The organism is Catenulispora subtropica (genome assembly GCF_039531675.1).
Lineage (GTDB): Bacteria > Actinomycetota > Actinomycetes > Streptomycetales > Catenulisporaceae > Catenulispora > Catenulispora subtropica.
In genome coordinates this window covers 1-22,127 of record NZ_BAAAQM010000076.1, presented here as the reverse complement: position 1 = coordinate 22,127, position 22,127 = coordinate 1, and the positions used below count along the sequence as shown (strand labels likewise).

General features: G+C 71.2%; 24 protein-coding genes and 1 pseudogene. 9 read left to right on the top strand and 16 right to left on the bottom strand.

The genetic code is table 11. The features are described from left to right. Positions 1-108: 108 nt before the first annotated feature. The 3 genes from ABD466_RS40225 to ABD466_RS40215 form a co-directional block, all read right to left on the bottom strand. Positions 109-999, bottom strand: coding sequence for a phytanoyl-CoA dioxygenase family protein (locus ABD466_RS40225; protein ID WP_344662560.1), 891 nt, complete (start codon positions 997-999; stop codon positions 109-111). Further along, complete coding sequence (locus ABD466_RS40220) at positions 996-2,147, bottom strand: aminopeptidase (RefSeq protein ID WP_344662559.1); 1,152 nt, start codon at positions 2,145-2,147, stop codon at positions 996-998. The genes ABD466_RS40225 and ABD466_RS40220 overlap by 4 nt, the downstream gene beginning before the upstream one ends. A gap of 162 nt (positions 2,148-2,309) precedes the next feature. Beyond that, positions 2,310-2,438 carry a hypothetical protein gene (locus ABD466_RS40215; protein ID WP_344662558.1) on the bottom strand — a complete coding sequence of 43 codons (129 nt, stop codon included), beginning with the start codon at positions 2,436-2,438 and terminating at the stop codon, positions 2,310-2,312. Positions 2,439-2,689: 251 nt separating this feature from the next. On the opposite strand from ABD466_RS40215, the gene ABD466_RS40210 reads away from it, so the two are divergent. Together ABD466_RS40210 and ABD466_RS40205 are read left to right on the top strand one after the other, a co-directional pair. Then, complete coding sequence (locus ABD466_RS40210; protein WP_344662557.1) at positions 2,690-2,896, top strand: hypothetical protein; 207 nt, start codon at positions 2,690-2,692, stop codon at positions 2,894-2,896. A gap of 45 nt (positions 2,897-2,941) precedes the next feature. Continuing rightward, on the top strand, positions 2,942-4,132 hold the full coding sequence (locus ABD466_RS40205; RefSeq protein WP_344662556.1) for a cytochrome P450: 1,191 nt from the start codon (positions 2,942-2,944) through the stop codon (positions 4,130-4,132). Positions 4,133-4,221: 89 nt separating this feature from the next. Here ABD466_RS40205 and ABD466_RS40200 read toward each other — a convergent pair whose 3' ends face one another. The 8 genes from ABD466_RS40200 to ABD466_RS40165 form a co-directional block, all read right to left on the bottom strand. Next, complete coding sequence (locus ABD466_RS40200) at positions 4,222-4,671, bottom strand: S26 family signal peptidase (RefSeq protein WP_344662555.1); 450 nt, start codon at positions 4,669-4,671, stop codon at positions 4,222-4,224. Further along, a complete protein-coding gene (locus tag ABD466_RS40195) occupies positions 4,668-6,497 on the bottom strand; it encodes an ABC transporter ATP-binding protein (RefSeq protein ID WP_344662554.1) in 1,830 nt (609 codons plus the stop codon). The genes ABD466_RS40200 and ABD466_RS40195 overlap by 4 nt, the downstream gene beginning before the upstream one ends. Then, a complete protein-coding gene (locus tag ABD466_RS40190) occupies positions 6,494-7,036 on the bottom strand; it encodes a hypothetical protein (protein WP_344662553.1) in 543 nt (180 codons plus the stop codon). The genes ABD466_RS40195 and ABD466_RS40190 overlap by 4 nt, the downstream gene beginning before the upstream one ends. A gap of 17 nt (positions 7,037-7,053) precedes the next feature. After that, positions 7,054-7,575, bottom strand: coding sequence for a MauE/DoxX family redox-associated membrane protein (locus tag ABD466_RS40185; RefSeq protein WP_344662552.1), 522 nt, complete (start codon positions 7,573-7,575; stop codon positions 7,054-7,056). Positions 7,576-7,635: 60 nt separating this feature from the next. Beyond that, a complete protein-coding gene (locus ABD466_RS40180) occupies positions 7,636-7,878 on the bottom strand; it encodes a hypothetical protein (protein ID WP_344662551.1) in 243 nt (80 codons plus the stop codon). 145 nt (positions 7,879-8,023) lie between these two features. Continuing rightward, on the bottom strand, positions 8,024-8,806 hold the full coding sequence (locus ABD466_RS40175; protein ID WP_344662550.1) for an AfsR/SARP family transcriptional regulator: 783 nt from the start codon (positions 8,804-8,806) through the stop codon (positions 8,024-8,026). 160 nt (positions 8,807-8,966) lie between these two features. Continuing rightward, positions 8,967-9,908: a hypothetical protein gene (locus tag ABD466_RS40170; protein ID WP_344662549.1), complete on the bottom strand. Its 942-nt coding sequence runs from the start codon at positions 9,906-9,908 to the stop codon at positions 8,967-8,969. Positions 9,909-10,058: 150 nt separating this feature from the next. Further along, entirely contained in the window at positions 10,059-10,628 is a 570-nt protein-coding gene (locus ABD466_RS40165) for an NADPH-dependent FMN reductase (RefSeq protein WP_344662548.1), read from the bottom strand. Positions 10,629-10,788: 160 nt separating this feature from the next. Between ABD466_RS40165 and ABD466_RS40160 the strand changes: the two genes are divergently transcribed. After that, a complete protein-coding gene (locus ABD466_RS40160; RefSeq protein ID WP_344662547.1) occupies positions 10,789-11,205 on the top strand; it encodes a winged helix-turn-helix transcriptional regulator in 417 nt (138 codons plus the stop codon). A 109-nt stretch (positions 11,206-11,314) separates the two neighbouring features. Continuing rightward, positions 11,315-13,339, top strand: coding sequence for an acetoacetate--CoA ligase (locus tag ABD466_RS40155; RefSeq protein WP_344662546.1), 2,025 nt, complete (start codon positions 11,315-11,317; stop codon positions 13,337-13,339). 110 nt (positions 13,340-13,449) lie between these two features. Here ABD466_RS40155 and ABD466_RS40150 read toward each other — a convergent pair whose 3' ends face one another. From ABD466_RS40150 to ABD466_RS40140, 3 genes are all read right to left on the bottom strand, one after another. Further along, positions 13,450-13,659, bottom strand: a complete 210-nt coding sequence (locus ABD466_RS40150; protein ID WP_344662545.1) for a hypothetical protein — start codon at positions 13,657-13,659, stop codon at positions 13,450-13,452. A 69-nt stretch (positions 13,660-13,728) separates the two neighbouring features. After that, entirely contained in the window at positions 13,729-14,508 is a 780-nt protein-coding gene (locus tag ABD466_RS40145) for an HAD-IIA family hydrolase (protein WP_344662544.1), read from the bottom strand. Between the two features lie 479 nt (positions 14,509-14,987). Beyond that, the gene (locus tag ABD466_RS40140; protein ID WP_344662543.1) at positions 14,988-15,734 is read right to left on the bottom strand and encodes an MgtC/SapB family protein; all 747 of its coding nucleotides are present in this window, start codon (positions 15,732-15,734) and stop codon (positions 14,988-14,990) included. A gap of 247 nt (positions 15,735-15,981) precedes the next feature. Here ABD466_RS40140 and ABD466_RS40135 point away from each other — a divergent pair, with 247 nt between their 5' ends. Next, the gene (locus tag ABD466_RS40135) at positions 15,982-16,644 is read left to right on the top strand and encodes an acyltransferase (protein WP_344662542.1); all 663 of its coding nucleotides are present in this window, start codon (positions 15,982-15,984) and stop codon (positions 16,642-16,644) included. Here ABD466_RS40135 and ABD466_RS40130 read toward each other — a convergent pair. After that, positions 16,566-17,783 (bottom strand): glycosyltransferase 87 family protein, encoded by a 1,218-nt coding sequence (locus tag ABD466_RS40130; RefSeq protein ID WP_344662541.1) that lies wholly within the window; start codon positions 17,781-17,783, stop codon positions 16,566-16,568. The genes ABD466_RS40135 and ABD466_RS40130 overlap by 79 nt on opposite strands. Positions 17,784-17,837: 54 nt before the next feature. On the opposite strand from ABD466_RS40130, the gene ABD466_RS40125 reads away from it, so the two are divergent. Both ABD466_RS40125 and ABD466_RS40120 read left to right on the top strand, forming a co-directional pair. Further along, positions 17,838-18,077: a hypothetical protein gene (locus tag ABD466_RS40125; RefSeq protein ID WP_344662540.1), complete on the top strand. Its 240-nt coding sequence runs from the start codon at positions 17,838-17,840 to the stop codon at positions 18,075-18,077. Next, entirely contained in the window at positions 18,074-18,469 is a 396-nt protein-coding gene (locus tag ABD466_RS40120) for a type II toxin-antitoxin system VapC family toxin (protein ID WP_344662539.1), read from the top strand. Before ABD466_RS40125 ends, ABD466_RS40120 begins: the two co-directional genes overlap by 4 nt. Positions 18,470-18,482: 13 nt before the next feature. On the opposite strand, the gene ABD466_RS40115 is transcribed toward ABD466_RS40120, so the two are convergent. Then, positions 18,483-20,198, bottom strand: coding sequence for a GMC oxidoreductase (locus ABD466_RS40115; protein ID WP_344662538.1), 1,716 nt, complete (start codon positions 20,196-20,198; stop codon positions 18,483-18,485). A gap of 110 nt (positions 20,199-20,308) precedes the next feature. On the opposite strand from ABD466_RS40115, the gene ABD466_RS40110 reads away from it, so the two are divergent. Beyond that, a complete protein-coding gene (locus tag ABD466_RS40110) occupies positions 20,309-21,844 on the top strand; it encodes a hypothetical protein (RefSeq protein WP_344662537.1) in 1,536 nt (511 codons plus the stop codon). A gap of 55 nt (positions 21,845-21,899) precedes the next feature. Then, a pseudogene (locus tag ABD466_RS40105) lies at positions 21,900-22,127 on the top strand (hypothetical protein); the annotation flags it as partial.

Below are 22,127 nucleotides of genomic sequence, written 5' to 3'. Positions count from 1 at the left end.
CCAGTGCTCGTGGTGCTCTCAGCGCCCTCAGAACCCTCAGAGCCCTCAGCGCTCTGCCGGGGCTCAGCCGGCTGCCATAGGTGATAGGGGTGTGGCGGATCCCGGGGGTCACAGGGTCACGACCCGGACCCCGGTATCGCGGGCCCGCCGTACGAACCAGTCCGGGAAGCTCTCCGGATACCGCATGTGCGCGATCTCGTCCAGCCGCGGGATGGCGCGCGAGACGCCGTTCATCGTGCGCATCGAGTCCACCGCGATCTGGCTCATGAAACGGTGGTTGTCCCGGGCGTGGCCGCGGGCGTAGCTGAAGAAGACGCCGAACTTCTCGCGGTCGGTCTCGCGGACCACCGGCGTGCTGGCGTGCATCAGGCGCCCGTCCCACATCACGACGTCGCCGGCGCGGGTGTCGACCCGCTCCCGCAGAGGGCTTTCCCCCAGCGTGCGCGCCGGGATGTCGAACTCCGGCTCGCGGGTGCCGTAGCCGTCGAACGACATCAGATGCGAGGAGCGCACCACGTCGATGCCGCCGCCGCGGACCGGGTCGTTGTCCTGGAGGTACAGGCCGCACTGGACGTGGGCGAAGCCGGGCTCCCACACGTACGCGGCGGTGGGACCGACGAAGGTGGCGTCGACGTGCCAGGGCACGTACACGTTCTTGCGAGTGGTGGAGTTCGGGTAGAACACCGGGTTCGGGCCCATCAGCTCCTTCACCGCGGCCACCACCTGGTCGCGCAGCGCGATCCCGGCCAGGAACTCGTCGGTCAGGAACTCACCGGTCATCATCTCCTGGGTGCCGGTCCCGGTGAGGTAGGCGGTGCACAGGTCCCGGGCCCGCGCGACCTCCGCGGCGTCCAGGACGCCGCGCACGATCACATAGCCGCGATCGGCGAGCTGAGCGGCCAGGGAGTCCGGCGCGTGCCGGACGGTCGCGCCGCCGGGCACCGCGGCGGCCGTCGGCAGGCCGCGCACCGGCGCGGCGGCCGTCGTCGTGGCGGTCATCGCTGGATCCTCACCTCGGAGCCGGGGACGGCGCACGCCAGCCCCTCGAGCTGCCCGTAGCCCAGCCCGCAGCAGTCGCCGGTGATGTCCTCGTCCAGAGCGTCCTGCGGGTGCGGCGCGTCGGTCGCGACGAAGGTCTCCAGGTCGATGGGCTCGGGGTCGTCGTCGACCCACACCAGGGCGCCGTCGGTGATCAGGTCCAGGTGGACGTCGGCGATGTAGGGGACGATGGACAGGCTCTGGTTGTGCTGGCCGAAGCCCAGGTGCACGCCGCAGCGCCGCTCGTTGATGTGCGAGTTCGCGGTGATGAAGGAGTCGATGCCCCGGTTGGTGCCCAGCCCGAACTCGCCGACGTTGCGGCCGTAGGGGCTGCTCAGGCACAGCTGGAACATCTCGTTCAGGCGCGGCTCGGAGCAGGTCAGCTCGACCACGGTGCTGTTCTGGATCTCGACCCGGACCGGGTTCGGGGCCAGGCTCGCGTTGAGCGTGGTCAGGATGTTGGCGTTGTAGGCGCCGTCGGCGACCAGCACGCCGTCGACCCGCGCGGGGTAGGTGGCGATCTCGCCGGCCGGAAGAATGGTGAAGCCGCCGGGCCGCCAGATGCCGCGGTTGCTGATCCAGTGGTACTTCTCCGAGTCGATCTCGACGGTCAGATCGGTGCCGCCGCGGCTGGTGACCCGCAGCTTCCTCGCCGGCTTGACCCGGTCCAGCAGCGTCGCGTTGAACCGCGACAGCTGCGAGGGCACGAGGTTGAGGGCCTTGGCGAAGAACTCCTCGGAGGCGCTGATGACGCGCACGATCATCGTGCGCTCGGCGCCGTAGTCCTTCAGCGTGCGCTCGAAGACGTTGAAGTGCGACATGGTGTCCTTCTCGAGCGTGAACACCACGAGCCGTCCGGGCAGTTCGTGAGGGTCCGGCAGCGCGGCCGCGTAGCGGTCGGCGAATCCCTCGTCCTGCAGCTTGCGCATCATGACGACGGCCGGGGAGAAGCCGCGCTGCTTGAGCGCCAGCGCCAGCCAGGCCGCGGGCTGGCGGCTGTCCGGGGTGTAGGTGACGACGAAGGTGTCGTCCTCCTTGATCAGGACGTAGTCCTCCAGCAGGACCTTGATTCCCTGCAGGACACCCTCGTCCGGAATCACGTAATTCATTGCGGGCTCCATCCGATCTGCCGGGGACATTCCCGGAAAGGACTGTTGCGTTTCCCGTCGCCGGGAGAATGCGGCCGCCGAAGCGGACCGGGGCGCCTGTCCGCCGCGGAAAGGGGGACCCCTTTCGGCGCGGCGCGACAGGCGCCCCGGTCCGGCGTCCTATTAGTCGCGGAACGTGGAGTAGGAGATCTTCCAGAGCAGGTCGCCGGTGTTCTCCTCGTCCTCGCCACCCTCGGGCTCGGCCGCCAGCATGGCCTCGACCAGGACCTCGAGCTCTTCGTTCGCGGACATTCTGTTCTCCTCACTGGGCGGTGGTGCCGGCTGTTCCGCCGACGAGTTCCACTGTGCGCCGCCGCCGAGCCGGGCGTAAGTGGTCACTTCCGTCCTGCCGCCGGGCGTGGCCGAAACCGGCCTGGGCCGCGCGGGATGGACACTCCCTGCCGTGGCACCCAATGTCCATCGTCATTGTGCTGACCCGCTTCCCGGCCGGCTGTACAAATACCTCGAAGGCAAAAGGGATATCGCCAGTGAAGGGGCGGAAGATGAACGCGATCTCGCGGAGGACGACCGGCCGGCGCGGCATGGGATTCGCGGCCGTTCTGGCCGTGGTCGCGCTGGGCACGTCGGGTCCGGTGCAGCAGGCGCTCACCTCCGGCGCGCACGGCACGGCCACGGTCCGCGCCGACGGCTTCGGCTGGCAGGGCTCGGCGACCGGATCCGCCGACGGCGACGGCTTCGGCTGGGAATAGCCGGCCGGGATCCCCGTCCCGAGTCGCGGAGAGGAATCCAGGAACATGTATCTCAAGCAGACGCCGGACTCGTGGTCCGACCGCTACGGCGACGTGGCGCTTATCGACCTCGGAGCGTCGCGAGCCGCCCGCCGGCCCCGCGAGGAGGGCCTGATCCGCGTCGAGCTACCGGGGCTGGGCCAGGGGTGGCAGTGCTCGGACTACGCCGATGTGCGGCAGATCCTCACCGACGCCCGGTTCGACGTGAAGCCGCCGGACTGCGTCCCGTCGGCGAAGGACTCCGCCGAGCCGTCCGGTGGCCGCTTGTCCACCGCACGCTTGACCAACGTGGCCATGGCGGGGATGAAGCCTCGCCGCATCGAGCGACTGCGGCCGGAGACGGAGCGGACGGCCTCGGAGCTGCTCGTCCGGCTCGCCGGGACGCCGCAGCCCGCGGACCTGATGGCCGGCTTCGTCAAACCGCTGGCGAGCTCCCTGTTGTGCGAACTGCTGCAGATCCCCGACGGCGGCCGTGAGCCGATGCGGGCCATGCTGCTGAGCGCCGCCACCACCGGGAATCCGCTGCCGGACGCGGCGAAGCGGGACCAGAAGGCGCTCACCCGCTGCCTTGCGGCCCTGCTGACCGCGCGGGCCGCGGGCACCGGCGACGATCTCCTGAGCGCCATGGTCCGCGTGCGGGGGGAGGGGGAGGACCGCCTCGACGACGGCCAGCTGGTGAGCGTGGCGTTCCGATTGCTGATCCCCGGACTGCAGAACATGGTGCTGATGACGGCGAACGTCCTGCGGACGCTGCTGCGGCACCCGCAGGACCTGGACCGGTTGGCCTCGCGCCCGGAGTCGGTCCCGTCCGCCGTGGAGGAGCTGATCCGTGTCACACCGCTGGCGAGCACGGCGAGCTTCCCCCGGTACGCGGTACGCGACGCGCAGATCGCGGGGACGCCGGTCCGGCGCGGGGATCTCGTGGTGGGCTCGCTCGCCGCGGCCAACCACGACCCGCGGGTGTTCGCAGACCCCCGACGGTTCGACATCGAGCGCGGCGAGAACGCCCACCTGACGTTCGGGATGGGGGCCCACTACTGCCCCGGTGCGGGACTGGCTCGCATGCAGATCCAGGTGGCCGTCGAGGTACTGGCCCGGCAGCCGGGCGGGGTGCGGGAAGCGGTCCCCGGCGGTCTCGGTGAAGCGGCCACCGTCGGTTGGGACGACACGCTGAGCGTGCGGTGGCCGGTCGGGTAGGTGCGGCCGGTCCTCGACGGCGGTCATGAGGTCGGGTTCCGGCCTCCGTACCGTCGCTTCGTGGCTCCGGGTGTGAGCGGTGGTGGGAGCTAAGCGTCGCCTGAACGGCGCAAGGTTCTGACGGCGATCCCGAGCACGTCCGCGGCCGGCACGTATCCGAAGTGCCGCGAGTCCAGGCTGTGGGGGTTGTCGCCACGGACCAGGAGGCGGCCGGGCGGGACCAGACGGTCCGAGCCGGCCGCCTCGCGCATGTCCTCCGGGACCGGGTCGCCGGGTACCGCGGCGGTGCGCTTCACCAGCCAGCGCAGGCCGTTCTTCCGGTGCTGGGGCGGCATTCGGAAGACGACGACCTCCTGGCACGAGACGCGATGGGCTCGAGTACGCCGCACGAGGAGACGATCGCCGTCGGCGTAGGTGGGGCTCATGCTGCGGCCGGTGACGGTGATCACCGTGTAGCGGCGGCGCAGGGCCAGCAGGCCGCAGGCGGCGGCGGTGCCGAACGCGGCGGCGGTCAGGCGGGTTTCCCGGGCCGTCTTCATGGTGCGCTCCCCACTGGCGTGTCGCGGTAGCCCGCCGCCTGGATCATGAACAGTCGTGCGTACTGCGAATCAGTACCCAGCAACTCGTCGTGCGTACCCTGCTCCACCACGCGGCCTTGTTCCAGGACCACGATCACGTCCGCGTCGCGGAGGGCACTGAGGCGGTGGGAGATCAGCAGGCTGGTGCGGCCCCGGCGGTACTCGGCCAGGGCGCGGTGGATCTGATGCTCGGCCTCGGCGTCCAGGCCGGAGCTGGGTTCGTCGAGGATGAGCAGGTCGGCGTCGCGGCGGATGAGGGAGCGGGCCACGGCCACGCGCTGCCACTGGCCGCCGGACAGGGCCAGGCCGCGTTCCCGGTCGGCGTCGAAGAAGATGCGGCTGAGCAGGGTGTCGTAGCCGTCGCGCAAGCCCGCGAGGGTGGCGTCGATGCCCGCGGCGGCGGCTGCCCGCCGGATGGCGGCGCGGTCGTCGAGGTGGGCGACGTCGCCCACGCCGATGTTCTCGGCGGCGGTGACGTCGTACCGGCAGAAGTCCTGGAACGTCGCGCCGATCCGGCGGCGCAGCTGCGTGATCGACAGCTCCCTGACGTCCGTGCCGTCCCACAGGATGCGGCCGCGCTCCGGTTCGTAGAACCGGCACAGCAGCTTCACCAAGGTGCTCTTGCCTGCTCCGTTGAGGCCCACGAGGCCGACGCTGCGGCCGGCCGGGATCGTCACCGTCACGCCTTGCAGCACCCACGGCGCGTTGTCGTGGTAGCGGAACCAGACGTCCTCGAACACGATCCCGTCGCGCAGCGCTGCGACCGGTGCGGTCCCGCTGACCAGGTCCGGCTCCGCGTGGACGACCTCCAGGAAGCTCCGGAACAGCCGCAGCGTCCTGCCCGCCTGTGCCGCCTGCCCGATGATCGACGACAGGGCGCTCTGCACTCCCAGCACCGCGGCCGTGAACAGCGTCAGGTCGCCGAGCGACACGTGCCCGGCGGCCACGCCGCGCACCACGACGATCGTCCCGGCGGCCGCGACCGACGCGCTCAGCAGCGCCAGCGCCGACTGCACCCGGGAGCCGTGCCCCTCGACCGCGAGCTCGGCGTCCGCGCTCTCCCGGGCGGCGGCCAGCAGCCGGCCGTGGAACAGCTCGCCGAGGCCGAACAGCCGGACCTCCTTGGCCATGGTGGCGTCGGTGAGCAGCTGCTGGAAGAAGAACCGGCGCCGCTGGCCCTCCATCGTCTCCTCGGTGGTGCGGGCCCGCCGCGCCGCCAGCGCGCGCTGCGCCAGCAGCGCCGGGACCGCCGTGACCAGCAGGGTCAGGGCCATCGGCGGCCAGATCGCCAGCAGGGTGCCGAGATAGCCGATGATCACGACCGTGTTCCGCGCCACTTCGGTCAGCAGGGTGTTGATGTCCCGCGGCGCGCTCTGCGCCCCCTGTTCGGCCAGCCGCAGCCGGTCCTGGAACGCCGGGTCCTCGAAGTGGCCGACGCCGGGGAAGGCGTTGACCGCGCGGTACAGCCGGTCCTGGGCGCGCAGCGCCACGGCGCGCTGCACCCGCCGCGCGAGCTGTCCGCCGCACTGCGTCAGCGCCACCAGAGCGCAGGTCAGCAGCGCCCCGGCGACCACCAGCCAGGTGGCGCGGCCGGTGTCCATCGCGCGCCCGCGGGCCAACTCGTCGAACAGCAGCTTGCCGGTCCAGGCCGCGGCCGCCGGCACCAGGCCCATGGCGACCGTGACGGCGAGCTCCAGCGCCGACGCCAGCGGCGCCGCCTGCCAGGAAAGAGCGAGCGCCGAGCGGGCCGTCCGGCCGCTCGGCGCTCCCGTCCTCGCCGTCCTCACCGGACCGTCGCCACCGTGCCCGCGCCGATCTCCTCCCAGGTCCGGCCGACCGCGGCGAGCTTTCCGCCCTCGGTCCGCATCAGCGTCGGGAAGCTGCTGACGTCGCCGAGCGCGACGCCGACCTCGCTCGCGGTCTGGGTCACGGCCACCTGGCCGAGCCCGGCCAGCGAGGCCGCCAGCTCGTCGGTCTCCGGATCGCCGATGCCCCCGAACACGAAGAACACGGTCTTGTCCGGCGCCGAGCGCGGGTTCTCCCGGAACGCCGCGATCTGCGTCTTGCACGGCGAGCAGCCCGGCATCACGCAGGCCACCGTCATGGCGTCCGCGATCGAGGCGTCGGAGATCATCGAGTCGTCGCCGGCGGCGATCAGGAACGAGCCGATCTCCGTCCCCGGCGCCGGCATCGACGCCTCCGGGGCCGCCGCAGCCTGCCGCGCCTCGGACGCGCGCAGTTTCCGGATCACCGCGAACAGCAGGGTGAGGTTCAGCGCCGTCGCCACCGCCAGGACCGCGACCGCCGCGGCCAGCACACCAACCATCGGAATATCCCCTTACCTCACGCGGAGAACAACAAGTAGTGGAGGTCGTCCCAGCGGGTCGCCACGGCGCCCAGCGCCGCGCCGCCGGCCAGGGCCAGAGCGGTCCCGGCCGCCGAGGCCGGGTCGTGGGCGAGCAGCGTGCTGAGCAGGCCGAGGGCGGCGCCCGCGGCCAGCACCGCGTTGCGCACCACCGAGGAGGCGTCCAGCGCCCCGCGGTCGGCGCCGAAGCACAGGCATCGGACTTCCTCGCCGCGCCGCAGCGACCAGCCGATGCCCAGCGCGAAGGCGGCGAGCAGGGCGAGCGCGCCGGCCGACCCCAGCGCGGCCGTGTCCGGAACCAGCAGCAGGACGACGATCGCCGCTTCGGTCAGGACCAGGGCCGGCGGCGCCAGGCGGCGCAGGGACGCGGGCAGCCACCGGAGGTCGTCCAGCGACGCGGCGAAAGCCGTGTATGCCGTACGGGAGCGTGCCTTGCCCGCCACGGCGAGCAGGAAGACCGCCGCGAGCAGCCCGCGGCAGCACAGACTCAGGTAGACCATGGAACCCGTCCGGGGGGAGCGGCGGCGGGACCGCGAGGAGCCCGCCGCCGGGTGGATCACTTAGCAGAGCGCGCCGGTGTGCTGGTCGTAGCAGTTGCTCCCGGTCGAGACACAGGAGCCGGTGCAGCTGTACGCGCCGTCACAGTACCGCTGGTACCAGTGGCCGTCGCCGCCGCAGTGGCCGCCGCTGACGGCGACCCGGCCGCAGTACTGGCCGTGCTCGGGGATGCACGCGCCGGCGGTCTCCTGCTTCAGCACACGCGACAACATCTTGTCGCCCAAAGAGCTGATGAACTTCATCATCGGTTCCTTCCTGCCGATAATCGAGCCCTGACGTGATCAGTTTTCTCGTCATCCCTGCGAAACCGCTGCGATGCCACTGCGATGCCGCTGCGTTACCGCTACGAAACGGAGGCTCGAGCTCTCATTTCAGGGGTCTGCGACCCGCTCACTGCGCGTGCAGCAGCGAGGCGTGGATCTGCTGGATGCGCGGACCCGGATCGGTGCCGTACTCCTCCCGCAGGTGCCGTTGCAGGGCCCGGTAGACGGCCAGCGCCTCGGCGTGCCGGTCGACCGCGTTCAAGGCGACCATCAGCTGGCCGGCCAGCCGCTCCCGGCCGGGGTGCCGCACGCGGAAGCTGGCGAGCTCCGGCACCAGCTGCGCGTGCCGCCCGGCGTCCAGGTCGGCGTCGATGCGGTCCTCCAGCACCGCCAGGCGAAGCTCCTCCAGGTACACCGCCTCGGCCTCCAACGACGCGCAGAGCAGCCCGTCGAAGGCCGGGCCCCGCCAAAGCTCCAGCGCTTCCCGGGCCAGTTCCGCCGCGGCCGCCCGGTCCCCGGCCTCGGCGGCGTCCCGGCTGCGCCGGCTCAGTTCCCGGAACCGCTCGGCGTCCACGTGTTCGGCGTCCACGCGCAGCACGTACCCGCCGGCCTCCGTGGCGATGGCGGCGGGGTCGCCGCCGGCCGTCGCCAGCCGCTTGCGCAGGGAGCTGACGACGGCCTGCACGCGGGTGCGGGCCCAGGACGGCGGCCGGTGCGGCCACAGCACGTCGACCAGCCGCTCGGTGGAGACCACCCGGCCCGGCACGCAGGCCAGCGCGGCGATCAGGGTCCGCTCCAGCTTGGACGCCCGGATCGGGACGGAGTCGACGAGGATCGCGACCGCGCCCAGGACCATGACCTGGATGGCGCGGGTGTAGAGGTACTCGTTGGATATCGGTGGGATCGCCACGGAAGACTCCTAGAGGACGAAGGCAGAATTACGCGATGGCAGCGCCTTGGGTTATTCCTCGATCTGCCCGCCGTAAGGGGGCTGACACATAATACGAATCCTGAAACGTTCTGCGCCTGCTCCGCGCCCCCGGGGCGAACCGCGGACCGATCCGGAGCCCTCATATACTGTGCGACCGTCGCCGCTTCATCACCTCGACCGCGGCAGTCCGGAGCGCGATCCCGGCCAGCGAGCCCACGAGCAGCGCCACCGCCACCGCGATCCACGTGCGGTCGAACAGCCGGATGTCGGCGAACAGCGCCACGAGCACCAGCCCGAGCGTGATCAGCACCGATGCCAGGGCCAGGGCGCGCGACGCGCGGTCCGGGACGTGGCGGATAGGCGTCACAGTGCCGAAGTAGAAGCGCTCGGCGCGCTGGACGATGCGTACCGTGGACTGGCGGTAGCAGTTCGCCATGTACGGCATCCACACCAGCGGCGCCACCATGCCGATCAAGAACGTGACGCCGAGCCCGACGTAACCCAGCATGCGCCGCCAGCGCGAAGGACGGCTCTCGCCCTCCTGCGTCCGCGTCACCAGGCCCAGGAGATTCGCCAGCCGCACCGTCGCCCGCCACAGCGTTCGGAGACCGCCGCCGGGCGCCGGGGGAGCGCCGCCCGCGGCCCCCGCCTCGGCGAGCCCGGCGCGCGCGGCGTCGACGTCCGGGAAAGCGTCCTGGAGGACCAGCAGCTCCGCGGCGCGCTCCGGAAGCGTCGGATCCCGGCCGGCCAGCGCGGCCAGTCCCAGCACGATCCGGTTCTGCGCCATCAGCGCCGCGCAGAACCCGTACGGTGCCAGAGCCAGGAGCGGACCGCCGACCAGGCTGCCGCGCGAGACCGACGCCAGCATCCCGCGGTGCAGAACCTCGTCCAGGTATTGCCGCGAGGTCCACTCCGGGTGCGCGTTCCGCAGCTTCCGGACCGACTCCGCCGCGTTCGGTCCCAGCTTTCCGACGCCGAATGCGGCGAGCGTCTCCGCGGTATGCCGGGGGTCGTGCCTAACGCGGCCCAACAGCACGCGCATCGACGCCTCGTCGATGTCCCCGGCCGGTGCGGAGCTCATGCCCGGGTGCCACACTCCTCCAATCTCCGGCACCGGCCGCTCCGGCGCATGCCGGACTGCTCCGCGAACGCGAAGCGGGCCCCGCCGCGCGATGCGGCAGGGCCCACCTCGAGAACCTCAGCGTTCAGCCACCGGCGGCGCCGGTCGCGGTCAGGCGTCGACCTTGGCCTTCTGGGTCTCCTCGATCAGTACCACCAGGGCCGCCACCAGGCCGGCCACCAGGTTGCGCGAGGTCTCGTCGACCAGGTTGCCCTCGCCGTCGAAGCGCTCCCAGTTGTTGCCAACGTGCACCTCGGGCTTGGTGACGACCTTCGCGTCCAGCCAGTGGAAGACGTCGCGCAGGTGGTTCTGGGCGCGCACGGTGCCGAAGGCGCTGCCCGAGGCGCCCATGATGGCGACCGGCTTGTTGGTCAGGACCGACTCGCCGTAGGGGCGGGAGGCCCAGTCCAGGCCGTTCTTCAGGACGCCGGGGATCGAGTAGTTGTACTCGGGCGAGGCGATCAGCACGCCGTCGGCGTCGGCGATCTTCTGGCGCAGCTCGGCCACCGAGGCCGGCACCTCGGCCTCCAGGTCCTGGTCGAAGAAGGGCAGCTGCCCGAGGCCGTCGTAGATCTCGATCTCGACACCCTCCGGCGCCAGCTGCTTGGCGGCGCGGACGAGCGCGGTGTTGGTGGAGGCCTGACGCAGAGCGCCGGAGAAGGCGAGAATCTTGATGGTCACTTCTGAAACTCCCGGGGTCTGGGTGACGAGGTGGGAAGCGGGACGGCTCCCCACCTTGACCTACTCGGTAACCCTCCGTGAGCCGGTTACCTTTCGTAAGGTTGAAGGTAGGCGCCGTGCTTACGCTTGTCAAGTCGCCTACGAAAGGTAAGCTATGAGCATGGCAGCACACGCGAGCGAGCACACCACCGCGGGGACCGAGGACTGCCTGAGCTCCTTCTGCCCCCGTTTCCACACGGCCGTGGAGATCATCGGCCGCCGCTGGTCCGGAGCGATCCTCCGGGCCATGCTGGCCGGCGCCACCCGCTACACCGACATCGTCGCCGCGGTCCCCAAGCTGTCCGACCGGCTGCTGTCCGAGCGCCTCAAGGAGTTCGAGGCGGTGGGCATCGTCGACCGGGTCGTGATCCCGGACACGCCCGTGCGCGTCGAGTACCGCCTCACCCAGAAGGGCGCCGAGCTCGAGCCGGCGTTCCGGGAGCTGGCGGACTGGGCCGAGAAGTGGATCGAGCTCCCGCCGCTGCCCGAGGGCGTCGGCTGCCAGGAGTCGTTCCTGGAGCCCGGCGAGGGCCGCTGACCGGCGCCGTACACGCGTCCCGCGCGGGCCGCTAATCTGACGGTTGTCAGGCGTGATCACGGCCACAAGCCGGTGCACGGTGAAGCCACCGCGAAGTTGGGGGACGACGATGTCCGCTGCCGACCAGCCCGCCGCGTTCGGGGAACTGCTCTGGACGCCGAGCGAGGCGTCGCGCCTGCGCTCGCCGCTGCAACGCTACCTGGACTGGCTGCCAGCCCAGGGCGTGGGACCGTTCCCCTCCTACGCCGAGGCCTGGCAGTGGTCCGTCGATCACCCGGGCGAGTTCTGGGAGAGCGTCTGGCGCTACTTCGACGTCCGGGCCGCGACGCCCTACACGGCCTGTCTGCCCGACGCCGCCATGCCCGGCGCCCACTGGTTCCCCGGCGCCACGCTGAACTTCGCCGAGCACGTCTTCCGGGCCGCGAGCGGCGACCGCCCGGCCCTGGTCTTCGTCGAGGAGGGCGCCGAGCCGGTCGAGACCTCCTGGGCCGCGCTGCGCCACCAGGTGGCCGGCCTGGCCGCGACGCTGCGCTCCTGGGGTGTGGGCCCCGGCGACACCGTCGCCGCGTTCCTGCCCAACACCCCGCACGCGATCGTCGCCGTGCTCGCCGTCGCCTCGGTCGGCGCGATCTGGTCCTCCTGCGGCCCGGACTTCGGCACCCAGGGCGTCCTGGACCGCTTCGCCCAGATCGAGCCCAAGGTGTTCATCGGCGTCGACGGCTACCGCTACGGCGGCAAGCGCATCGACCGCCGCGCGGAGTGCATGGAGGCGCGCGACGCGCTGCCCTCCGTCGAGCACACCGTCTGGGTGGACTACCAGTTCCCCGGGGGCCCGGCGTGCGCGGAGAGCATCCGCTGGGCCGAGGCGGTCGCCGGGCCGTCAGCCGAGCCGGGACCGGGATCCGCCGCCGGGGAGCCGGTGCTGGAGTTCGAGCCGGTGCCGTTCGAGCACCCGCTGTGGATCCTCTACTCGTCCGGCACCACCGGCCTGCCGAAGGGCATCGTCCACGGCCACGGCGGCATCCTGCTGGAGCACTACAAGGCCATCGCCTTCCACATGGGCGTCGAGGAGGGCGACCGGTTCTTCTGGTACTCCTCCACGAGCTGGATGATGTGGAACGTGGTCCTGGGCTCGCTGCTGCTCGGCGCGACCGCGGTGCTGTACGACGGCAGCCCGGCCTACCCCGACGTCAGCGGCCTGTGGCAACTCGCCGAGAAGACTCGCGCCACCCTGCTCGGCACCAGTGCCGGCTACCTGATGGCGTCGCAGAAGGCGGACCTGCACCCGGGCCGCGACTTCGACCTGTCCGCGCTGCGGGCGATCGGCTCCACCGGCTCCCCGCTGCCGCCGACCGGCTTCCGCTGGGTCTACGACGCGGTCGGCGCCGACATCTGGCTGAACTCGCTGTCCGGCGGTACCGACGTCTGCACCGCCTTCGTCGCGGGGAACCCGCTGCTGCCGGTGTACGCCGGCGAGATCCAGTGCCGGGCGCTGGGCTGTCGCGTGGAGTCCTGGGACGCCGAGGGCAAGCCGCACGTCGGCGAGGTCGGCGAGCTGGTGCTGACCGCGCCGGCGCCGTCGATGCCGGTGTTCTTCTGGAACGACCCGGACGGTCACAAGTACCACGACGCCTACTTCGACGTCTTCCCCGGCGTCTGGCGGCACGGCGACTGGTGCACCGTCACCGAGCGCGGCGGCGTCATCATCCACGGCCGCTCCGACTCCACGCTGAACAAGCAGGGCGTCCGCATGGGCTCGGCGGACATCTACGAAGTCGTGGAGAAGCTGCCGGAGATCCGCGAGTCGCTGGTGATCGGCGTCGAGCTGCCCGACGGGGGCTACTGGATGCCGCTGTTCGTGCACCTGGCGCCGGACGCGGTGCTGGACGACGGGCTGCGGGCCCGGGTGGCCGCCGCGATCCGCGCCGAGCTCACGCCGCGGCACGTGCCGGACGAGCTGATCGAGGTGCCCGGCGTCCCGCACACCCGGACCGGCAAGCGCCTGGAGATCCCGGTGAAGCGGCTGCTGACCGGCGCCGACCCGGCCAAGGCGGTGAACCTGGGGACGGTCGACGACCCGGCGCTGATCCAGTGGTTCGTCGACTACTCGCGGACCCGCGAGGCAGGGGACTGAGGATCGCGCCCGGGCCGGCGGCCCGGGGTCTTCCGCGGGCGGCCGGCCTCCCGGCCGGGCCGCCCGCGCGGAGTAGGGGGTGTTCGGTTGTGCGGGCTCGCGCCCGGCGCTCAGAGCCCGCCGGGGCCCGGCGGCAGCCCGAACTGCCCGCCGGAGACGGACAGCTCGGCGAACCGCGGCACCGGCGACGGTGCCCACGGCTCCCCGGGGACGGTGCGGAAGTCGGCCCGGAACTCGAGGATGAGCGCGTCGAAGACCGGGGTGCTGCTGGGACCGGCGGACGCCGCGGACGCGGCGCCGCCCCTGCTGTTCTCGTACATTGTCAAACCACTGTCTTCCGGCCGGCGGGCGGCGGGGACGAAGCTGTTCACTGCGGGGACGCCACCGGCTCAGACCAGGTCGACCAGGTCCGCGATCGACTTCACGATCCGCGAGGGGCGGAACGGGAAGCGGTCGATCTCGTTGGCCTGCGTCACCCCGGACAGCACCAGGAACGTCTCCAGGCCGGCCTCGATCCCGCAGAGCACGTCGGTGTCCATCCGGTCGCCGATCATCGCCGTCACCTCCGAGTGCGCCTGGATCTTGTTCAGGCCCTCGCGCATCATCAGCGGGTTCGGCTTGCCGACGAAGTACGGCTCCACACCGGTGGCCTTGGTGATCAGCGCGGCCACCGCGCCGCAGGCCGGCTGCGGACCGTCCGGCGTGGGGCCGGTGGCGTCCGGGTTGGTGGCGATGAACCGCGCGCCGTTGGTCACCAGGCGGATGGCCCGGGTGATGGCGTCGATGCTGTACGCGCGGGTCTCGCCCAGCACCACGTAGTCCGGGTCGGCCTCGGACAGGGTGTAACCGACGTCGAAGAGAGCGGTCGTCAGACCGGCTTCCCCTATGACGTAGGCGGTCCCGTTCGGCCGCTGGTTGTCGAGGAACTGCGCGGTGGCCAGCGCCGAGGTCCAGATGTGCTCCTGCGGCAGCGGGATCCCGATGCTGGTCAGCCGGGCCGACAGGTCGTGGGGGGTGTAGATCGAGTTGTTGGTGAGGACCAGGAAGGGACGGTCCTTGGCCCGCAGCCGGCGGATGAACTCGTCCGCGCCCGGGATCATGTGCCCCTCGCGGATCAGGACGCCGTCCATATCGGTCATCCAGCTCTCGACGGGCTTGCGGTCATGCACTCTGATCTGCTCCTGGAATGGAAGGGGACAATGCCGTGGCGGTGACCATCATTCCAGAAGTGAAAAAGTTTAGCGCCGGTGCGCGTGTCGCCTCGCGGCGGAAAGCTCGCCGCGGCTCCAGCCGAACGGTATTCCGCGACGGCGTTAGTTGAGGCCCGGGGACATCTTCTACGCACCGGCGCCCACGAGGGTAGCACGCGTGATCGGCACGGTGCATAAAGTGCCTGGTCACCGCGTCGGTCCTCCTCCGGGCGGCGCAGCAGCCGTTCGCGCCCCGCGTGCTCGTCGCGAAGGCTGCCGGAGTGCCCGCGAGACAGCGGGCCTTTTTTGAGGAGGAGCACGCCATGACCGCTCGGGTCCTCGAACTCACCGCCACGGCCGGCGCCATCGCGCTGCCGGCCGGACTGAAGCGGGAGGGACGGCGTTCGCAGCCGTCCCTCCCGCCGTATTACTCGGTCTTTCTCAGGCCACTGACCGCGTCACTGCTTGGCCGGGGCTTCCAGGCCCGCGGCGTCGTCCGGAACCGCGTCCACGAGGACCGGTTCGACGGTCACCGCCGTCGCCGCGGCGGCCTGCTGCGCCGCGATGACCGGGTTGATCAGCACCACCGCGTCGGTGTCCGCGGTGTCCGCGGTCGCCACCCGGGCCTCGGCGACGGCGCGCTCGGCGGCCTTCTGCTCGGGGGTCTCGGCGCGGCCGGCGCGCTTGAGAAAGTGCTCGTGGATGTGGTCGTCGAGCAGCAGCAGGCCGGTCCAGCGGCGGGCGTCCAGGGCGCGCAGCAGCGGGATCTGGCGCAGCTCCAGGGTGAGCAGCGTCGCGACGGTCGCCGCGACCGCCTCCTTGAGCAGGCCCAGCCCGCAGGCCGCGCCGATCGCGGCGCAGGCGAAGATGCTGGCCGCCGTGGTGATGCCGTGCAGGACCTCGTGTTCCTCGACGGTCTGCCGGAAGCACAGGCCGCCGCCGATGAAGCCGATACCGGTGACCGCGCCGGCCAGGATGGTGTTGGCGCCGTTGCCGGCCAGCACGCCGATCAGCGCGGTGGCGGCGCCGAGCAGGGAGAACGTGCGGTCGCCGGCCAGCGCACCGCGCAGCTGGCGCTCGAAGCCCAGCGCGAAGGTCAGCACCCAGGCCAGCGCGATCCGGCCGACGGCGTCCCAGTGGCTCGGGACTTTGATGTTCTCGGTCTGCTGCGCTGCCGCCAGCAGTACCGCCCCCACTGTGTGCATCTGTCGGTGTCCTCCCGGGCCGCGTCGGCGTGTCCTGACGCCGATCCAACGGAACCTTAGAGGCAAGGCCGGGAACGACGGTACCCGAGTCTTCACCTCACCCCGCTTGTGACCGAACGGTTACGGGGCAGGGAAAGTCCCAGCCCAACCGCGAGAAGTCCCTGCCATCGCCCCCGATCGGGACTCCTGCGGGCCCGAAGATCGGGGTATGCGCAGGGTCCCGGAAGGAGGCGGTACCGTAGCGGCCATGGTGTCAGCGCTGGGCAACCGGCTCGCCGCCGGTCTCTGGGGCTGGCTGAGCAAGGCTGGGAAGGTGCGTGCCGGATCGGCCGTCGCGCGCCGCTTCGCCACGTTCGGCGAGGGGTCCACGATGGCCTTCCCGCCGGGCACCGTGTTCGGGGAACGCTACATAGCCGTCGGGGCGCACGTGCTGATCGGCGCCAACGTCACCATGTCCGTCGGCTTCGTCCCGGGCCTGGACCTGGGGCCGGTGCCGCTGGTGCGGATCGGCGACGGCGTCGTGCTGGGCCGCGGCAGCCACGTGGTCGGCCACCGGTCCATCGACATCGGCGACGACGTCTACACCGGCCCCAACGTCTACATCACCGACCAGAACCACGGCTACGACGACCCCGACGTGCCGATCGGCAAGCAATGGCCCAGCGAGGCCCCGGTGCGCATCGGCCCCGGCTGCTGGATCGGCACCAACGCGGTGATCCTGCCGGGCACCGTCCTGGGCCGCAACGTGGTGGTGGCGGCCGGCTCCGTGGTCCGCGGCGAGTTCCCGGACCACTGCGTCGTCGGCGGCGTCCCGGCGAGGATGCTGCGCCGCTACGACGCCGAGACCGGCTGGGCGCGCGTGGACTCCCTCCAGGCCCAGGCGAGGAACGCCAGCCCGGCCAACGGATAGAGCGCGCTCAGCACCATCTGCGGCGGGTTCAGCGCCGGCGAGGACCCGACCACCTTGTGCGGCACGGCCCAGATCAGGAACGACAGGAACACCGCGCACCAGGCCACCGCCGCCCGCGGCGCGCGCACCGCCAGCAGCATCGCGACCGGCACCGCCCAGACCCAGTGGTGGGACCAGCTGATCGGCGAGACCAGCAGCCCGGTGACGGCACACGCGAGGGCGCCGAGCGCGTCGTCCCCGCGCCGCGCGTTTCGCGCCGCGACCCACAGCCCGGCCGCCGCGACGAGCACCGCGGCCATCGCCCACAGCGCCTTGGGATCGTCGATGTGCGTGATCCTCGCGATCATCCCGGACAGCGACTGGTTGTCGGTGATGTAGGTCTTCCCGACGGCGTCGGTCTCGAAGACCTTGTGCAGCCAGAACTTCACTGACGCGTGGGGAAGCAGGACGAAACCGGCCACCATGGTGGCGAGCGCGCCGGCGGCGGCGGTCACCGCCTCCCGCCGCTTGCCGGACAACAGGAACCACAGGATGAACACCCCGGGGGTCAGCTTGATCCCGGTGGCCAGCCCGATGCCGAGACCGCGAGGCCACCGGCTCGTCGGCGGCCGGGTCAGGTCGAACAGCACCAGCGCGGACAGCGCGAGGTTGATCTGGCCGTACCGCAGCGTGGTCCACACCGGCTCGAACCACAGCCCCGCACCGGCGACCGCGGCCAGCGACGCCCACCGCTCAGCGAACCCGGGCCGGTCCAGCCACCCGCCGATCAGCTTCGCCGCGAGATGCACCACGAGCCCGAGCAACACAACGTTGGCCGCGGTGACGAGCACCTTCAGCACACCGACCGGAATCCAGCTGATCGCCGCGAACAGCAGCGCGGCGAACGGCGGATACGTCGCGGGCAGCACATTGCCGCCGGAGGTCGGGATCCGCACACCGTCGCCGTACAGGTCGCGCCCATGCAGCACCGCCTGCCCCTCGGCGCGGTACACGACCATGTCGATCATCGTCGGATGGGCCAGCGCCCGGACCGCGAGATAGCCGGTCAGGCTCACGGCGGCGAAGACGGCGAGCAGGACGGTGAGCCGGCGGCGGTCGAGTCGGCCCGGTTGGTCGAGTCGGTCGAGGAGCACTGCCACGGGGGAACCCTACGGGATGGACAGCCGTAACACATTATGTGCTACAGTCGGCACATGGCTGCTGAAACCATCACGATCAGGACGAATCCGGCTCTCGACCGCGCGCTGGAGATACTGACCGCCGACGGGACCAACCGGTCGGCGGCGATCACGGCCGCTGTCGTGGAAGCCGCGCAGCGGCGGGAGCGGGCGGCGGCGATGCGGCGCGCGGTGCTGCAGATGCCCCGGGTGCCCAACACCGGCGTCAGCATCGCTGACGAGATCATTCGCGAGCGGTACGGAGACGAACGGTGATCTATCTGGATTCGGCAGCACTCGTGAAGCTGGTTCAGGACGAAGTCGAGTCCGATGCGCTTGTCGCTTGGTTGGATCAGCGCATCGACACGCCTTGGGTCAGTTCGGTCCTGCTTGAAGTCGAGGCATTCCGTGCCGTGGTGAGGGCCGAACCGGCGGCAGTCGGGAACCTGCGTTCGTTCCTCGACATGATCGAGCTCGTCGAGCTCGATCCCGGGATCCGGATCCTGGCCCAGACGGTGAAGCCTGCCGCCATCCGCAGCCTGGACGCCGTCCACCTCGGCACCGCCCTGTCGCTGACCGGCATCACCGCCTTCGTGACCTACGACAAGCGCCTCGCCGAGGCGGCGGTGGGCGCGGGACTTCCCGTCTTCGCGCCCGGCGCCGCCTGATCCCTGCCGGTCCCTACCGGATCTCCACGATCGGCAACCGCAACGCCCCCGGAGCCGCCTCCGGCACCGCCGGGCTCTTCGGCCGCACGTACCCGATCCGCTTGTACGGCTCCCCGAGTGCGGGGCGTGTGTCCGGCTCGCCCTTGTTCGGCCAGAACGCGGCGGCGCGCTCGGCCATCGCCGTGATGGTCAGCGACGGGTTCACGCCGAGGTTGGCCGAGACCGTCGAGCCGTCGGCGACGTACAGGCCGGGGTGCCCGTAGACGCGGTGGTACGGGTCCACCACGCCGTGGTCGCGGTCGCGGCCGATGACGCAGCCGCCGATGATGTGCGCGGTCATCGGGATGTTGAACAGGTCGCCGACGGTGCCGCCGGGGATGCCGTCGATGCGGGCCGCGGTGCGCTCCACCGCCTCGTTGCCGGCCGGGATCCAGGTCGGGTTCGGCAGGCCGTGGCCCTGGCGGGTGGTGAGCTTCGTCTTCCGGAACAGGCCGCGCTTGCGGTAGACGGTGAGCGAGTTGTCCAGGGCCTGCATCACCAGCAGGATGATCGACCGCTCGGCGAACCGGCGGCTGGGCAGCATGCGCGGCACCCACGTCGGGTGTTTGACGCCGATGCCCAGCAGCTTGATCCAGCGCGGGACGCGTCCCTCGCCGTCGGTCAGCCCGGTCTTCAGCAGGCCCATCGCGCCGCTGCCGCGGCCGTAGCGGACCGGTTCGATGTGCGTGTGCTCGTCCGGGTGGAACGAGGACGTGATGGCGACGCCTTCGGTGAAGTCGTACTGGCGCGGCTTCTTGGCCATGGCGCCGAGCAGCGACTCGGAGTTGGTCCGGGTCAGTTCTCCGAGGCGCGGCGAGAGTCCGGGCAGTGAGCCGTCGGCGGCGAGCTTGTGCAGCAGGCGCTGCGTGCCGAGCGCACCCGCGCTGAAGACGACGTGCTCGGCCGTGAGCGTGCGGCGGCCCTTGGCGAACCACTTCCCGGTTCGGGTCACCGTGACCTGGTATCCGCCGCCGCCCGGCAACGGGGTGACACCCTCGGCGGTCGTCAGCGGATGTACCTCGGCACCGAGGCGTTCGGCGAGATGGAGGTAGTTCTTCACGAGCGTGTTCTTGGCGTTGTGCCGGCAGCCGGTCATGCACGCGCCGCACTGCAGACACGAATTCCGCTTCGGTCCGGCGCCGCCGAAGAAGGGGTCCGCGACCTCGGTGCCGGGCTTGTCGCCGTCACCGCCGAAGAACACCCCGACCGGCGTCAGGTGGAACGTGTCCCCGACGCCCATCTCCTCGGCGACCGCCTTCATCTGCACGTCGGCCGGCGTCATCGTCGGGTTCTGCACGACGCCCAGCATCCGCTTGGCCTGGTCGTAGAACGGCGCCAGCTCGCCGCGCCAGTCGGCCACGTCGCGCCAGTGCGGGTCGTCGTAGAACGGGTCCAGCGGCTCGTAGAGGGTGTTCGCGTAGACCAGCGACCCGCCGCCGACGCCCGCCCCGGCCAGCACCACGACGTCCTTCAGCCGGTGGATCCGCTGGATGCCCTTGCAGCCCAGCTTCGGGGCCCACAGGAAGGAGCGCAGCCGCCAGGAGGTCTTCGGGAAGTCACCGTCGGCGAACCGCCGGCCGGCTTCCAGCACTCCGACCTTGTAGCCCTTCTCACTGAGCCGGAGTGCGGTGACCGAACCGCCGAAGCCCGAGCCGATGACCAGCACGTCGTAGTCCAGCGCAGCGCTCATGGCGCGTAGAGTAGCCGCTATTTAACAGCGTCTCTAGTAGCTGACGCCGGTTTGTTACCCGCTGGTAAGCACGTTCCGATCAGCGGTTCCCCGCAGTACTCTGCGACACCATGGGAAGCCGAAGGTCCCTCATGATCGCGGTCTCGGCCGCGACGTTCCTCGCTTCGGCGGCCGCCACGGCCCCGACCTCCTTCGCCGCGAGCACCACCGCCACCCGCGGCGCCGTGCACACCGTCTGCAACGGCTCCACCTCCCGGTGCCCCCGGGGGACGGAGTACTCGACGATCCAGGCCGCGGTCGACGCCGCCAGGCCGGGGGACTGGATCCTGGTCTGGCCCGGGGTTTACCACGAGAAGGCCACCGGCTCCGAAGGCGTGCTCATCACCAAATCCGGCCTGCACCTGCGCGGGATGGACCGGAACAAGGTCATCGTCGACGGTTCCGACGGGGACGCCGCGCATCCCTGCCCGGGCGCCGCCGCCCAGCAGGACTTCACACCGCGCAGCGGAGTCGTGGTGCGCGGCGCCGACGACGTCTCCATCGAGAACCTGACGGTGTGCAACTACCTCGCGGGCACCGACGGCGAACAGGGCAACGAGATCTGGTGGAACGGCGGCGACGGAACCGGCGCGATCGGCATGCACCGCTACCACGGCGCCTACCTCACGGCGACGAGCGAGTACGCGACCGCCGACACTTCGGGCCAGATGGGCCAGTACGGCATCTTCACCTCGAACGCCGTCGGCCCGGCCGACCTCACCGACACCTACGCCAGCAACATGGGCGACTCCGACTACTACGTCGGGGCCTGCCGCAACCTGTGCGGCGTCACCATCACGCGCGCCCACGGCCAGAACTCGGCGCTCGGATTCTCCGGCACCAACGCCGGCGGCTACACCATCCGCGACTCCGAGTTCGACGGCAACCGCACCGGTCTGGCCCCCAACGCCCTGAACAACGACGACGCCCCGCCGCCGCAGGACGGTTCGTGCCCGAACGACCCGACGCGCTCGTGCACCTTCATCGAGCACAACTGGATCCACGGCAACAACAACCCGAACGCGCCCGGCTTCGGCCTCGCGCCGGTGATCGGCGTCGGCGTGGAGATCTCCGGCGGCCACTACGACACCATCCGCGACAACCTCATCACCGACCAGGGCTCATGGGGCGTCGTGACCCACGACTACCCCGACTACGAGACTCCGCCGCCGCTGTCCAGCTGCCAGGGCGGTGTGCAACTGCCCGGGCTGTGCCTGTTCCAGGCCCTCGGCACGCACGTCTACGGGAACTTGTTCGCCCACAACGGCTCCTTCGGCAACCCGACCAACGGAGACCTCGCCGACGAGGGCACCACCGCGCCGCGGGACTGCTTCTACGGGAATCTCGATTTCGGTGGGGCCCTGACGTCCGACCCCGCGAACATCCAGAGCGCCGCGGTCGGCGGCCGGCCGTGCATCGGCCCCGGCAAGGGCGATGACCAGCTGCTGCTCGGTGAGCTGGTGTGCGCCGCGGGCCTCGGGCAGTGCCCCGTTCCAGGGGCCGCGTACCCGCAACGCACGGGGGTCGTCCTCACGCCGTTGACCAGGCAGGCGACCATGCCGGATCCGTGTCGTGGGGTGCCTCGCGATGTTTTTTGTAACAAGTAGGTTGTGGCGGCCGTTCCGACGCAACGAGGAGCCCCGTTCGGGCGTCGATAGGGGCATGAGGACTTCAGGGGCGGGGAAGGGCGGCCTGCTGGCCGCGGTGGCCGGCGCGGTGGCGATCGGCGTGGCGGGCTGCGGGACGGGCTCGGACCAGGGTAAGAGCGATGCGGTGGGGCAGGCCGCCGGAGTCGGCACCACGACGGTCCCGGCGGCCCCGAGGGCCCCGACGACGTCGGCGCCCGCGGCGGCCGCGCGACCCTCGCCGGCGGCGGCCCCGGCACCCACG